Origin of the sequence: Xanthomonas hortorum pv. pelargonii, assembly GCF_024499015.1 — a bacterium.
Lineage (GTDB): Bacteria > Pseudomonadota > Gammaproteobacteria > Xanthomonadales > Xanthomonadaceae > Xanthomonas > Xanthomonas hortorum_B.
Window position 1 is genome coordinate 4,119,412 of record NZ_CP098604.1, and the last position, 13,233, is coordinate 4,132,644.

General features: G+C 63.9%; 10 protein-coding genes, 1 pseudogene and 1 riboswitch. Of the genes and pseudogenes, 6 read left to right on the forward strand and 5 right to left on the reverse strand.

From position 1 onward, the window contains the following. Positions 1-59 precede the first annotated feature (59 nt). Genes mtgA through NDY25_RS17690 form a run of 3 tightly spaced genes read left to right on the forward strand, consistent with a single transcriptional unit; the run spans position 60 to position 2,228 of the window. Complete coding sequence (gene mtgA, locus NDY25_RS17680; protein ID WP_168958205.1) at positions 60-791, forward strand: monofunctional biosynthetic peptidoglycan transglycosylase; 732 nt, start codon at positions 60-62, stop codon at positions 789-791. Positions 792-793: 2 nt separating this feature from the next. Next, positions 794-1,840, forward strand: a complete 1,047-nt coding sequence (locus tag NDY25_RS17685) for a glycosyltransferase family 2 protein (RefSeq protein WP_168958206.1) — start codon at positions 794-796, stop codon at positions 1,838-1,840. After that, complete coding sequence (locus NDY25_RS17690) at positions 1,800-2,228, forward strand: CBS domain-containing protein (protein WP_168958207.1); 429 nt, start codon at positions 1,800-1,802, stop codon at positions 2,226-2,228. The genes NDY25_RS17685 and NDY25_RS17690 overlap by 41 nt, the downstream gene beginning before the upstream one ends. 503 nt (positions 2,229-2,731) lie before the next feature. On the opposite strand, the pseudogene NDY25_RS17695 reads toward NDY25_RS17690, so the two are convergent. The 5 genes and pseudogenes from NDY25_RS17695 to NDY25_RS17715 all read right to left on the reverse strand — a co-directional run bounded on the left by NDY25_RS17695 (position 2,732) and on the right by NDY25_RS17715 (position 9,533). Further along, a pseudogene (locus tag NDY25_RS17695) lies at positions 2,732-3,654 on the reverse strand (IS110 family RNA-guided transposase). Positions 3,655-4,129: 475 nt separating this feature from the next. Then, positions 4,130-6,094 (reverse strand): AsmA family protein, encoded by a 1,965-nt coding sequence (locus tag NDY25_RS17700; RefSeq protein ID WP_168959351.1) that lies wholly within the window; start codon positions 6,092-6,094, stop codon positions 4,130-4,132. 67 nt (positions 6,095-6,161) lie between these two features. Continuing rightward, complete coding sequence (gene trhA / locus NDY25_RS17705; protein ID WP_023904694.1) at positions 6,162-6,806, reverse strand: PAQR family membrane homeostasis protein TrhA; 645 nt, start codon at positions 6,804-6,806, stop codon at positions 6,162-6,164. A gap of 75 nt (positions 6,807-6,881) precedes the next feature. Beyond that, entirely contained in the window at positions 6,882-8,486 is a 1,605-nt protein-coding gene (locus NDY25_RS17710) for a peptide chain release factor 3 (RefSeq protein WP_168959346.1), read from the reverse strand. A 135-nt stretch (positions 8,487-8,621) separates the two neighbouring features. Further along, positions 8,622-9,533 (reverse strand): M23 family metallopeptidase, encoded by a 912-nt coding sequence (locus NDY25_RS17715; protein WP_180336585.1) that lies wholly within the window; start codon positions 9,531-9,533, stop codon positions 8,622-8,624. A gap of 129 nt (positions 9,534-9,662) precedes the next feature. Then, a riboswitch (SAM riboswitch) is annotated at positions 9,663-9,783 on the forward strand. Between the two features lie 71 nt (positions 9,784-9,854). On the opposite strand from NDY25_RS17715, the gene metX reads away from it, so the two are divergent. Genes metX through NDY25_RS17730 form a run of 3 tightly spaced genes read left to right on the forward strand, consistent with a single transcriptional unit; the run spans position 9,855 to position 13,185 of the window. Beyond that, positions 9,855-10,886 (forward strand): homoserine O-succinyltransferase MetX, encoded by a 1,032-nt coding sequence (gene metX, locus NDY25_RS17720; protein WP_168959344.1) that lies wholly within the window; start codon positions 9,855-9,857, stop codon positions 10,884-10,886. Further along, positions 10,883-12,100, forward strand: a complete 1,218-nt coding sequence (locus tag NDY25_RS17725; RefSeq protein WP_168959343.1) for an O-succinylhomoserine (thiol)-lyase — start codon at positions 10,883-10,885, stop codon at positions 12,098-12,100. The genes metX and NDY25_RS17725 overlap by 4 nt, the downstream gene beginning before the upstream one ends. After that, positions 12,097-13,185, forward strand: a complete 1,089-nt coding sequence (locus NDY25_RS17730) for a homoserine dehydrogenase family protein (protein ID WP_168959342.1) — start codon at positions 12,097-12,099, stop codon at positions 13,183-13,185. The genes NDY25_RS17725 and NDY25_RS17730 overlap by 4 nt, the downstream gene beginning before the upstream one ends. Positions 13,186-13,233 lie beyond the last annotated feature (48 nt).

The following is a 13,233-nucleotide window of genomic DNA, read 5'->3' on the forward strand; positions in this document are numbered from 1 at the left end:
GGGGACGCCAGTTGCCGGATAATGCGGCAGGAATCGGGATGAATAGGTCGTAGCAAACAATGGGGACGGATGCATTGGATGACAAGCAGGTAGCGCCACCGCGGCGCGCTCGGCGCTGGGTGTTGGCGGCACCGTTGTTGTTCGCCGCCGCGAGCGTGGTGCAGGTGCTGGTGCTGCGGCTGGTCGATCCGCCGATCAGTAGCATGATGGTGGGGCGGTATCTGGAAGCCTGGGGCGAAGGCGACTGGAATTTTTCGCTGCATCAACAATGGCGCGACTACGACAAGATCGCGGCCAGCCTGCCGATTTCGGTGGTGGCTGCGGAGGATCAGCAGTTTCCAATACATCACGGTTTCGATCTGCAGGCCATTGAGAAGGCGCGCGATCACAATGCGCGCGGTGGGCGCGTGCGTGGGGCGAGCACGATCAGTCAGCAGGCCGCCAAGAACGTGTTTCTGTGGCAGGGCCGCAGTTGGGTGCGCAAGGGCCTGGAGGCCTGGTACACGGTGCTGATCGAGCTGTTGTGGCCGAAGCAGCGCATTCTGGAGATGTATCTCAACGTGGCCGAATTCGGCGATGGGGTGTATGGCGCGCAGGCCGCTGCCCGGCAGTTCTGGGGCAAGGATGCGGCAGGGTTGTCGCCGACCGAATCGGCGCGTCTGGCGGCGGTGCTGCCCTCGCCACGTCGCTATGACGCACGGCGCCCCGGGGCCTATGTGCAGCGGCGCACCGCGTGGATCCAGCGGCAGGCGCGCCAGTTGGGCGGTCCTGCGTATCTGCAGGCGCCATGAGCATGAGCGCGTTAGAAACAGCGCAACTGCCGGCTGCAGCAGATCGCCTCACGGTGGTGATTGCGGCCTACAACGAAGAAACCAGCATTCCGTTGCTGCATCCGCGTCTGTGCGCGGTGCTCGCGGGATTGAGCGGATTGCACACGCACGTGCTGTATATCGACGATGGCAGCAGCGATGGCACCTGGACTGTGTTGCAGGCACTTGCCGAGGCCGATGCGCAGGTGAGTGCGGTGCGGTTGTCGCGCAATTTCGGCAAGGAAGTGGCCATTTCTGCGGGGCTGGATCATGTATTGCCCGGTGCGGTGGTGCTGCTCGATGCCGATGGGCAGGACCCGCCGGAGTTGATCCCGGAGTTCGTTGCGCTGTGGCGTGCCGGTTACGACAACATCTTCGGCACGCGGATTTTCCGCGAGGGCGAGAGCTGGTTGAAGCGCAGTGCGGCGCATGCGTTCTATCGGGTGATCCGGCAGTTGTCGCGCACGCCGATTCCGGCTGATACCGGGGATTTCCGATTGTTGTCGCCGCGTGTGGTGCATGCCTTGCAGCAGCTGCGCGAGCGCCACCGTTTCATGAAAGGCCTGTTCGGCTGGGTCGGGTTTCGCCAGGTGGCGTTGCCGTACCGTCGTGCGCCGCGGCTGTCGGGGCGCAGCAAGTTCACGGTGTGGCGGTTATGGAATTTCGCGCTGGATGGCATCACCAGTTTTTCCACGGTGCCGTTGCGCGCGGCGACCTATCTCGGTTTGCTGACCGCGTTGGTGGCGTTCCTGTTCGGTGGCTGGGTAGTGATCAAGGCGGCCTTGCTGGGCGACCCGGTGGCGGGTTGGCCGACCATGATGTCGGTGATCCTGTTTCTGGGCGGGATCCAGCTGATTGCGTTGGGCTTGATCGGTGAATACCTGGGCCGGTTATATGACGAGGCCAAGCAGCGCCCGCTGTATCTGGTCGATACCCACTGCGGCGCGGTGGGAGTAGTCTGCGATCACCAGACCAAGCGCGGAGCGGGCCATGCAGACCGTACGACAGCTGTTGGGGACCAAGCAGGTTGAGGTATTTGCTGTTGCGGCCGATGCCGCAGTGATCGAGGCGATCCGCTTGATGGCCGAGAAGGGCATCGGTGCGGTGTTGGTGATGGACGGGTCGCGCCTGATTGGCATCGTCTCCGAGCGCGATTACGCGCGCAAAGTGGTATTGCGCGATCGGGCCTCATCGACCACCAGCGTTGCCGAGATCATGAGCACCGAAGTGGTGACAGTATCGCCATCGGACACGGTGGAGCGTTGCATGCAATTGATGACCGATGGACGCTTCCGGCATCTGCCGGTGGTCGAAAACGGACGCGTGCACGGGGTGATTTCCATCGGCGATCTGGTCAAGGCGGTGATCGAGAACCAGCAGCGCGATATCGATCAGTTGCAGCGTTATATCGCCAGCTAACGCCGCGCTGGCTGAAGCCTTGCAGCCAAGAGTGGCTACAAATTTACTGCGCCCACCGTTAGGTTGGTGCGGCCGGCTTTTTGGTTGCACACGTGCACATTGCAAGGTGCGATGTTCTCAGCGCTTGCGGTACCTTGTGGCGGCATGAATGCCTTTACGGAGCTCCATGGATGGATGCACAGGGTGTTCCGAAGCGGTGAGAGCATCACGCCCGCAATCCGCTTGGTTTGGGAACATTCAACTGCACCGAAGCTCTTGGCCGTCTTGCTAGGGGATTGAACTGTGCGGATGGGTCGGTTCTTGATCGGCTGATTTGCGGCTTGGCTGCGGGGCCCTTGCCCGCCCACCCTCGCGGGACACGCCGCAAGTACGTCCGTGTAGCAACTGTGTTGATCAGGACCCCGATTCGCGGCCTTCGATCGGTTTCCTTCGGGTGCGTCCATCGGTAGGTGCCGGCCGCTGGCCGGCACGCTTTTGCGTTTGCGCATGGCCGTCAAATGCGCTCAGGCGGGCTGCATGGCGGCTCTTTCATCGCGCACGCGCGCATTGAGGATCACCAGCATCTTGCGCATCACCGCCACAAGGGCGACCTTGCCCTCCTTGCCGCGTGCCCGCAGCGCTCTGTAAAAATCGCGCAGACGTGGCTCGTGCCGAGCTGAGGACATGGCCGCCATATACAGCGCCTGTCGGATGTCGGCTCGGCCTCCGCCAATCCCCCGTTTACCTCGCATCGCGCCGCTGTCGCGCGAGAGCGGGGCAACGCCAACCAATCGGGATATCTGCTTTCCGCTGAGCGTCCCAAGCTCTGGTAACCGGCACGCCAGCACGGCCAGCAGCACCGGACCGACCCCTTTGAGCGTCTTCAACGCAGCCAGGTGCGGTTGCTCGGTGAGTAGCGTCTTCAGCTGCCCGGCGATCAGTTTGTCTAACCGCGCCACACTGCGCACAAGCTGGTTCACGTTGCCCTGCAGCAGCTTGCGCAGCGCTTTTTCCGCAACCTGCTGCAGCTGCTGCCTTGCTGTTTTCAACAGATCCACCAGTTGCCGACGGGCACGCACATACTCGCCCAGATCGCGCTGCCATGGTTCCAGTGGAACATACTGATGGAGCTCCATCTTCTCGGCCATGCAGGCCAACATGGCGGCGTCCAGCCGGTCGGTCTTGGCCAGTCCCAAACCGTTGGCCAAGTTGCGTGCCCGTTGCGCATTGACGCGCGCCACCGGCAATGCGGCGTGATGCAAGGCATCCAGCGCTGCCAGCTCGTAGCCCCCGGTCGCCTCCAGCACCACTTGCCGCACCGACAGCGTATTCAGCCAATCGACAAGCTTCCGATGACCGCCTGCGGTGTTGGTGAACTGACGGGTCTGGCCTCGAAAACCGCAACGTCAAGAGAGTGTTTGCACACATCGATCCCGATTCCGCTCATGGGAAATCTCCGCTAGGCTAGAAATGTCGAGAGCTCCCTCGCTTGCCCAGTCTTATCGTTTCGAGTGTCACCTCGGGCAACTGTTCGGGCGAATCAAGGGAGAATCCGGCGTGGGTACCAAGCTACACGGCGATCGCTGAGATCCAGGCTCTCACGGTGGCCCACGCCGGCTCTCGACACCTAAACTGCCAGATTCCGAACAGATAAGGCTCTTACGCGGCATCCATGCCGCGTAAGGTCCCGCGACGGTGGGCGGGCAAGGGCCAGCGGAGATGGTCGGTGTGCGTGGTCGAATAGTGCACGCCGCGCGTGCGACCGATGATGGTGCTGTCTGATCAGCTCAGTTCGATTCGACCGACTTCACTGCTATTTCCGACACTTCACTCGTTGACGAAGGCGATTGCGGCCAAGATTTTGCCCAACTCGCTACAGCGCTCGAGCTGTTTTGTTAGCCACTTCAAGTCGCGCAGTTGGGCTACTTTGCGAACTTGCCGCCGCAGTCGCTGTCCTTGCCGGGGCCCGGTTCGAAGGTCGCGAGCAATGCTGCGGGCGGGGCGATCATGCCCAGGCCGACGGCAAGCGCGCCGCGTAGTCCCAATGCTTTGAAGTCCGGCCGGAAGCTGGGGTCTTTGAAGGTGCCTCCGATTCGCAGCGGCGAGCGCAGGCTGAGAATGCTGCGGTCCTTCGGACGCGGACGAAGCAGCAGATCCAGCGTTTCGTCTTTGAGGCTGATGCTGCCTTCGCCAATGATGATGGTGTCGGTGCTATCGAAGGCCAGGGCGCGCGATTGCATCAGGCCGTCTTGCACACCGAAGTCGCCGAAGATGCAGCGCACCGGAATCTGACGATCCTTGGTGAACAGATATTTGAGCGACTCGGCAATGTCCAGGCCGGCCAGCTCCATGATCAGATTGCCCACATGACCCCGGCCCATGCCAACGCCGATCGTGCCATCGGCGCTGCCGAGCATCGCGGCGATCGAGTTGCCGCGACCACGCAAATCGAACTCGCCACCGATGGCGCCCGAGGCTTGTTTTGCGAGCGCGGTGTCGGGGAATAGCTGATCCAGCCGAATACCGCGAAGGCCGGCCTTGAGTTGCGTGGTGATCACTTCGTTGCGCGCATCCATGCGGATGGTGGAGCGGATATCGCCGCCGGCAACGCCGAAGTTGAGCGGGTCTAGTTGCAACAGGCCGTCCTTCAACGTCAGCGAGGCATCCATGTCGTCCAGCGGCCACGATGGTGCGTTGATGCGCTGTGCGCGCCAACGCACCTGCGCATCCATCGCGCGTAGTTTGGACAAGTCATAGGGCGTGCTGGGCAATACACGCGCACTGGCGGCAAGTTGTGCAGCCTGTTTTTTCTGTTCGGCATTTGCCGATTCATTCGTGCCGGTCTTTGGTGGCGCGCCGATGAAGCCAGCCAGATCGTCGAAATCCAGGCGTTTCGAGGCCAGATCCGCGCGCAGGAACGGACGCTTGTTGCGTAGATCCACTTCGGCAGTGCCGGCAAGATCGCTGTCGCCAGCGGTGCCGGTGAACTTTTCGTAGCGCCAGATCTCGCCGTTGCGGCGCAGATGTCCGTCGAGTTTGTACGGCGGCGTCGACGGCATGGCGACGCCGGTCAAGGGATACAGGTCCTGCATGTCCTGCCCACTGAGCGCCATCTGCAGATCGAAGACCTGGAACTGGAAGGGATTCGTCAGCGTGCCGCGGACGTGCGTACGGGTGGCGCCAGCGCTGCCGCGTAGATCGATGCGGAAGGGATGCTCGCTCTGGCTCAGCTCCAGCGGCGAAGCGGTGTCGCCCTTGAGCGTGAAGGGGTAGCCCTTCCAGCGGCCTTTGCCGTCGATGCCGATCGGTGCTGCACGCTGATCGCTGCTGGGCGGTGCGAGACTGTTGATCGCCACATCCACATCCGAGCGGTTGGCGGCATCGATATATTGCAGCCGCCCGTTGTGGACCAGCAGGCGCCCAAGCCGTGGCAGCGTGCCGTCGCCATCGTCCTGATCGAACACCCAGTTGCCCGGATGCGTGTCGTCGCCCGCTTCCAGCAGTACCTTCGGGTGATCCAGGCGAATTTCCGGCAAGCGCACATTGCCGCGCAGCAATGGCCACAACTCGACATCGATCTCGGCCGAATTCAGTTCGGCCATCGGGCCGCGCTTGGACCACTGCGCATTGGCCATGCTCAGCCGGTTACCACGCACGGTGGTGGTGCGGCCCAGTTTTACATCCAGATAGCCCAGATGAAATTCGCGACCGGTCTTGGCACTGACCACGCGCTCGACCGGGCCACGTAGCCAGTTCCACTCGAACAGCAGCACGAAGATCACCACAAGGACGGCGACGATGCCGAACCCGATCAACCAGCGTCGACGACGTGATGTGCGGGGAGGGGGCGTAGCAGAGGTGTTGGTCACAGTGTTCACGCGGGCCATGGTTGGCGATGCCTCGTGCACGGCGCGCGAACGCGCCATCAATCGTCCATCACAGCACCTGCGCAGATCACACCACTTGCGCGATCACCGCGACAAAGTGGCAAGCGCTGCCGGCAAGCACGAACAGATGCCAGATCGCATGGAAATAGCGTTGGGTGTCGCGCTGATAGAAATACGTACCCAAGGTATAGAAGAGCCCGCCGGCCAGTAGCCAGCACAGCGACCAGGTATCGACCGAGCGTAACAGGGGCTGGATCGCGACCAGGATCAGCCAGCCCATCGCCAGATACAGCACCGTGGACAGCAAGCGAAAGCGTCCGGTGAAAAACAGTTTGAAGATCACCCCGGCGGCGGCAATCGTCCAGATGGCGGCGAACAATCCCCAACCCCACGAGTCGCGCAGATTGATCAGCGTAAACGGCGTATAGGTGCCGGCGATCAATAGATAGATCGCGCAGTGATCCAGTATCTGCAGCCGTGCTTTGGCACCCGGATGCGGGATGGCATGGAACAAGGTAGAGGCGACGTAGAGCAGCACCAGGGTGGCGCTGAAGACAATGGAAGTGGCCAACTGCCAGCCGTCGCCATAAATGGCGGCCAGCGTGATCAGCACCGAACCGCCGGCCAATGCGGCAATTGCGCCAAGGCCGTGGGTCACGGCACTGGCTATCTCGTCGCGCAGGTCGGTCGAGGGGGAGGCGTCTGCGTTCATGCCAAAAATGTACCGTAACTGCGAGCAATTCGCATCGCCAGCAGTTGCATTTTCATGCGTCGGTTCAAGCAGCGGTCAATCGATCGCCTTGGCATGCGCGTGTTCGCGCGTTGCGGAAAAGCGCACGTCCGGTGCGCGTTCCTGGGCCAGCTGCAGATTCACCCGGGTCGGTGCCAGATAGACCAACTGGCCGGCCGCATCGATGCCCAGATTGCCGGCATTTTTCTCGCGGAACTCTTCCAGCTTCTTCGGGTTGTCGCAATGCACCCAGCGCGCGGTGGTGACGCCGACCGGCTCGAAGATCGCATCCACGCCGTATTCGTCCTTGAGCCGGTAGGCCACCACGTCGAACTGCAGCACGCCCACCGCACCGAGGATCAGATCGTTGCTCATCAGCGGGCGGAAGAACTGCGTGGCGCCTTCTTCGGATAGCTGCGCCAGACCCTTTTGCAGCTGCTTGAGCTTGAGCGGGTCGCGCAGGCGCGCGCGGCGGAACAGCTCCGGTGCGAAGTTGGGGATGCCGGTAAACGACAGCGATTCGCCCTCGGTAAAGGTGTCGCCGATGGAGATGGTGCCGTGGTTATGGATACCGATGACATCGCCCGGCCAGGCTTCGGCAGCGATCTCGCGATCGGAGGCCATGAAGGTCAGCGCGTTGGCCAACTTAACGTCCTTGCCGCTGCGCACGTGCAGGGTCTTCATGCCGGCAGTGAACTTGCCCGAGCACACGCGCATGAAGGCGACGCGGTCGCGATGTTGCGGGTCCATGTTGGCCTGGATCTTGAAGACGAAGCCACTGAGCTTGGCTTCGGTGGCCTCGACGCGACGGCCGGTGGTGTCGCGTGCCTGCGGCGGCGGTGCGTGTTCGATGAAGAAATCGAGCAGCGGTTGCACGCCGAAGTTGTTGACGCCCGAACCGAAGAACACCGGGGTCTGCTTGCCGGCGCGATACGCCTGCAGATCGAATGGATTGCTGGCGCCTTGCACCAGGTCTAGTTCGTCGCGCAGCTCGGCCAGCATCTGCGTGCCGATCTTCTCGACCAGACCCGGCGCATCCACCGACGGAAAGATGGTCGAATCCTGGCGGGTGAAGTTGCGGCCCTGTTCGTACAGGTGCACCTCGCCGGTGATCAGATGCACCACGCCCTTCAGGCGCTGGCCCATGCCGATCGGCCAGGTCACCGGCGCGCACTGGATGCCCAGCACGGTTTCCACTTCATCCAGCAGGTCGATCGGGTCCTTGCCCTCGCGATCGAGCTTGTTGATGAAGGTCATGATGGGGGTGTCGCGCAGCCGGCAGACTTCCATCAATTTGATGGTGCGCTCTTCCACGCCCTTGGCCACGTCGATGACCATCAGCGCCGAGTCCACCGCGGTCAGCACCCGATAGGTGTCCTCGCCGAAGTCGGCGTGGCCGGGGGTATCGAGCAGATTGATCACCTTGCCCTCGTACGGGAACTGCATCACCGAGGAGGTCACCGAGATGCCGCGCTCCTTTTCCAGCGCCATCCAGTCCGAGGTGGCATGGCGGGCGGCCTTGCGGCCCTTGACCGAGCCGGCCATCTGGATCGCACCGCCGAACAGCAACAGCTTTTCGGTCAGCGTGGTCTTGCCCGCATCGGGGTGGGAAATGATGGCGAAGGTGCGGCGGCGCGCGGCTTCGTTGGAGACGTCGGACATGGGCTGAGCGCGCCCGGTCGGACGCCTGCGGAAACTGAGTAAGCCGGTGATTATAGCGGCTTCGCTCCGGCACGCCTTTCATGACCGGGTCGAGCCAGTCGGCTCTGGCGACGCCACCATCCTGGCGCCTGCGGGTCAGGGCGCCGGCGATGGAAACTGCAGCTCGCCTTGCGGGCCCATCATCCGGAACGGCAGCGAGATCAGCTGCATCCCGGCATTGCGCTGAAGCGCGAAATGCAGGTGCGGGGCGGTGCTGAAACCGGTGTTGCCCGAGCTGCCCAGCCGCTCGCCGGCAGCCACCACCTGGCCGGCACGCACTGCCACGCCATCGGGTGCCAGGTGCGCGTACACCGCCATGCTGCCGTCGGCATGCAGCACCCGCACCAGGTTGCCGCCGCCGGCCGCCGGGCCATGCGGGCCGTCTTCGGTGCTGTCGCGCTGCACCTGCATGACCACTCCTTCGCGCGCTGCCAGCACCGGCGTGCCGTGCGGCAGCGCGAAGTCCACCGCATACCAGTTGGGCGCATCGGTGTGGCTGAAGTGCCCACCGAAGCCCTGGTCTACCTGCACCGGCACATCGCGGAACGGTAATTGGTAGCGCACGGGCTGGGCGCGTGCCTGTGGGGCGCCGGGCACGATGTCGAGCTTGAGTCCAAGCCCGCCCAGGGTGCGCTGGTTGCTGGCCGGATACAGCCGGGCGAGCAGGCGGCGTTCGTGCGCGGCCAGTTCTACCGTCAACGGTAGTTGCGGCACGGCGCGGTAATCCTCGCTGGGCGGTGCGTTCAGTCGCACCTGCGCAGGTCCGGCCAGCGGGTTGCTGACCCAGGTCAGATAGGCCGGCGCCTGCCATTCGAGCTGCAGCAATGGGCCTGTGTCGCCGGCGTCGAGTACAGACGGGGTTGCCGAAGTTGCAGGCCCGGTTGCCGCCGCAGCGCCGGGCCAGTGCCAGCGCTGCTGGGCGCTGGCAGGTGCAGCGCAGGCCAGCAGCAGGGTCATTAAGACCGATGCAAGGACGCGCAGGGCGGCGCGAGACACCTGGTGGGGCACGCGATTGGCTCGAACGGGAAAGACCTCAAGTATGCGGCCCATCATGGGGGGCAGTGGTATCGGATGAAAATATATCTTTCCATCCGCATGAAGAGATTGACATCGCAAAAAGGCGGTGGCATCGTAGCCTCACCATCGAGACCGGCGGAGGGACAGGCCCTTTGATGCCGGGGCAGCCAGCGGAGCGCGCAAGCGCCCGCGTTTGGTGCCAAATCCTGCGGGGACCTGCGCGTCCGCCGAAAGATGGTTCGATTTGTGCCTTGTGCACGTCGAACGCGAGCTCCCGCGAAGCTCGATGGCCGATCCACCCCGGATATCGCCATGAGCCTCGTGAATACAGCATCGCCCTCTACTACCGACTACGCCTATACGCCCGCCGCCACCGATGACGGCTTGATTGCCGTGCGCGGCGATCTTGTCATCGCGCTGCCGATGCGGCATGCCGGCATGCGCGAGCTGCGGTTGCGCTATGAGCTGGTTGGCGCGGCCAATGCGCCCGTGGTGTTCGTGGCCGGCGGAATTTCTGCGCACCGCCATCTGGCCGCCAGCGGCTTGTTTCCCGAGAAGGGCTGGGTGGATGGCCTGGTTGGTACGGGCCGCGCGTTGGATCCTGCATCGCGCCGGCTGTTGGCATTCGACTTTCTCGGCGCCGACGGCACGCTGGATGCGCCGATCGATACCGCCGACCAGGCCGATGCGATCGCCGCGCTCCTGGATGCATTGGGCATCGCGCGCCTGCATGGTTTTGTCGGTTACTCGTATGGCGCCCTGGTCGGTCTGCAGTTCGCCACCCGCCATGCCGCCCGCGTCGGTACGTTGGTCGCAGTGAGCGGTGCGCATCGCGCGCATCCGTATGCTGCGGCATGGCGCGCACTGCAGCGCCGCGCGGTGGCGCTGGGCCAGCTGCAATGCGCAGAAAATCATGGGCTTGCACTGGCACGCCAGTTCGCCATGCTCAGCTACCGTACGCCGGAAGAATTCAGCGAGCGCTTCGACGCGCCGCCGGAAGTGATCAATGGCCGCGTGCGTGTGGCGGCCGAAGACTATCTGGATGCCGCTGGTGCGCAATATGTGGCGCGCACACCGGTGAACGCGTATTTGCGGTTGTCCGAATCCATCGACCTGCACCGCATCGACCCCGCGCAAGTGCGCGTGCCTACCGTCGTCGTTGCGGTGGAGGGCGACCGCCTGGTGCCGCTGGCCGACCTGGTCACGCTGGTCGAAGGCTTGGGCCAGCGCGGCAGTCTGCGCGTGCTGCGCTCGCCGTATGGCCATGACGCCTTCTTGAAAGAAATCGATCGCATCGACGCGATCCTCACCACTGCCCTTCGCATCACCGGAGAAACCGCATGAGCTTTCGTGACCCCACCGACGCCCCCTGTACCGCTACCACTGCCGCTGTCCGCGCCGGTATCGATCGCGACACTGCCTATGGTGCGGTAACGCCGCCGATCGTGCTGTCGTCGAACTTTTCCTTCGATGGTTTTGGCAACAAGCGCCAGTACGACTACACGCGCAGCGGCAATCCCACCCGCGATCTGCTCGGCGAAGCGCTGGCCGAACTGGAAGGCGGCGCCGGCGGGGTGATCACCTCCACCGGCATGGGCGCGATCAATCTGGTGCTCAACGCGCTGCTGCAACCGGGCGATACGTTGGTGGTGCCGCACGATGCCTACGGCGGCAGCTGGCGCCTGTTCAATGCGCTGGCCAAGAAAGGCCACTTCGCGCTGATCACCGCCGACCTGACCGACCCGCGTTCGCTGGCCGATGCGCTGGCGCACTCGCCCAAGCTGGTGCTGATCGAAACCCCGTCCAATCCATTGCTGCGCATCACCGACCTGCGCTTCGTCATCGAAGCGGCAAAGAAGGTTGGTGCGTTGACGGTGGTGGACAACACCTTCCTGTCGCCAGCACTGCAAAAGCCGCTGGAATTCGGCGCGGACCTGGTGCTGCATTCCACTACCAAGTACATCAACGGCCACAGCGATGTGGTGGGTGGTGCGGTCGTTGCGCGCGACGCGGAGCTGCACCAGCAACTGGTGTGGTGGGCCAATGCGCTGGGCCTGACCGGTTCGCCGTTCGACGCCTTCCTCACCCTGCGCGGTTTGCGCACGCTGGATGCGCGTCTGCGCGTGCATCAGGAAAATGCCGACGCGATCGCCGAGCTGTTGGACGGGCATGCGGCGGTCAATCAGGTGTATTTCCCCGGCCTGGCGTCGCACCCCGGCCATGCATTGGCGGCGCGCCAGCAGAAGGGCTTCGGCGCGATGATGAGCTTCGAGCTGGAAGGTGGCGAAGCAGCAGTGCGCGCGTTTGTCGATGGCTTGCGCTACTTCACGCTGGCCGAGTCGTTGGGCGGTGTGGAAAGCCTGATTGCGCATCCGGCATCGATGACGCATGCGGCGATGACCGCCGAAGCACGCGCTGCGGCCGGGATTTCCGACGGGCTGCTGCGGTTGTCGATCGGGATCGAATCGGCCGAAGATCTGTTGATCGATCTGCGCGCCGGCCTGGCACGTGCCGAAGCGACGCTGACCACCGCAAGCCGCAAACAGGTCGACGCGTGAGCACTGTGCTACCTGCTTCGCGTCGCGCGTCGGCGGCCGCGGTGACACCGACGCCACGTCTGGCCTTGCTGGGCACCGGCACCGTGGGGCGCGCGTTCGTGACGCGCTACACCGCGCTGCAGGAACGTCAATTGCGCCTGCCGCGCTTCGATTGGCTGGCCAATTCGCGCATTGCCCACGACTGCGGCACCAGTGCGGAACAGGCATTGCGGCAGGCCAATGCAGCGCCGCGCGGCCAGGCTGTGTTGCAGCCGTGGGCCGAGACCACTGCGCTGCGTGCCGGCGATGTGCTGGTGGACGCCACTGCCAGCGACGTGGTGGCCGATTGGCATGTGGAATGGCTGTTGCGTGGTGTGCATGTGGTCACCGCCAACAAGTTGGGCCAGGGCACCGCGTTGTCGCGTGCGCAGGCGCTGCACGCGGCGCGTCACGCCAGCGGTGCCCACTATGGCGATAGCGCGACGGTGGGCGCGGGGCTGCCCGTGCTCAGCAGCGTGCGTGCGCTGGTGGCGGGCGGCGATCATATCCATTCGATCGAAGGCGTGTTGTCCGGATCGTTGGCGTGGCTGTTTGATCGCTATGACGGCAGCGGCGCGTTTTCCGATTGCGTGCGCGAGGCGATGGCGGCCGGTTACACCGAGCCGGATCCGCGCATCGATCTGTCCGGCGAGGACGTGCGGCGCAAGTTGCTGATCCTGGCGCGCGCGGCGGGCTGGCAGCTGGAAGCCGTGCAGGTGCATGTGGAATCGCTGGTGCCCGCAAGCATTGCGCGGCTGCCGCTTGACGCCTTGGATGCGCAGCTGGGCGCGCTGGACGAGGTCGTGGGCGCGCGTTGGCAGCAGGCGCGTGCCGCAGGGCGTTGCCTACGTTTCGTGGGGCGTGTGGATGCGCATGGCGCCAGCGTCGGCCTGCGCGAGTTGGCTCTGGATCATCCGCTTGCCGGTGGTGCCGGCACCGATAACCGCGTTGCGATCAGCAGCGATCGCTATCGCGAGCAGCCGTTGTTGATCCAGGGCCCGGGCGCGGGTGCGGAAGTGACTGCGGCGGCGTTGCTGGATGATGTGCTGCGGATTGTGGCGGGTTGATCGAGTAATCTTCGTTGTTTGAAGCATTGCACAGGCCAAGCCTTTGGC

What these genes read in the sequence shown, in the direction of transcription:
- NDY25_RS17725 (WP_168959343.1), top strand. Translation starts at nt 10,883, where the DNA reads ATGAGCTTTCGTGACCCCACCGACGCCCCCTGTACCGCTACCACTGCC.
- mtgA (WP_168958205.1), top strand. Translation starts at nt 60, where the DNA reads ATGGGGACGGATGCATTGGATGACAAGCAGGTAGCGCCACCGCGGCGC.
- NDY25_RS17710 (WP_168959346.1), bottom strand. Translation starts at nt 8,486, where the DNA reads ATGTCCGACGTCTCCAACGAAGCCGCGCGCCGCCGCACCTTCGCCATC.
- metX (WP_168959344.1), top strand. Translation starts at nt 9,855, where the DNA reads ATGAGCCTCGTGAATACAGCATCGCCCTCTACTACCGACTACGCCTAT.
- NDY25_RS17690 (WP_168958207.1), top strand. Translation starts at nt 1,800, where the DNA reads ATGCAGACCGTACGACAGCTGTTGGGGACCAAGCAGGTTGAGGTATTT.
- trhA (WP_023904694.1), bottom strand. Translation starts at nt 6,806, where the DNA reads ATGAACGCAGACGCCTCCCCCTCGACCGACCTGCGCGACGAGATAGCC.
- NDY25_RS17685 (WP_168958206.1), top strand. Translation starts at nt 794, where the DNA reads ATGAGCGCGTTAGAAACAGCGCAACTGCCGGCTGCAGCAGATCGCCTC.
- NDY25_RS17700 (WP_168959351.1), bottom strand. Translation starts at nt 6,094, where the DNA reads ATGGCCCGCGTGAACACTGTGACCAACACCTCTGCTACGCCCCCTCCC.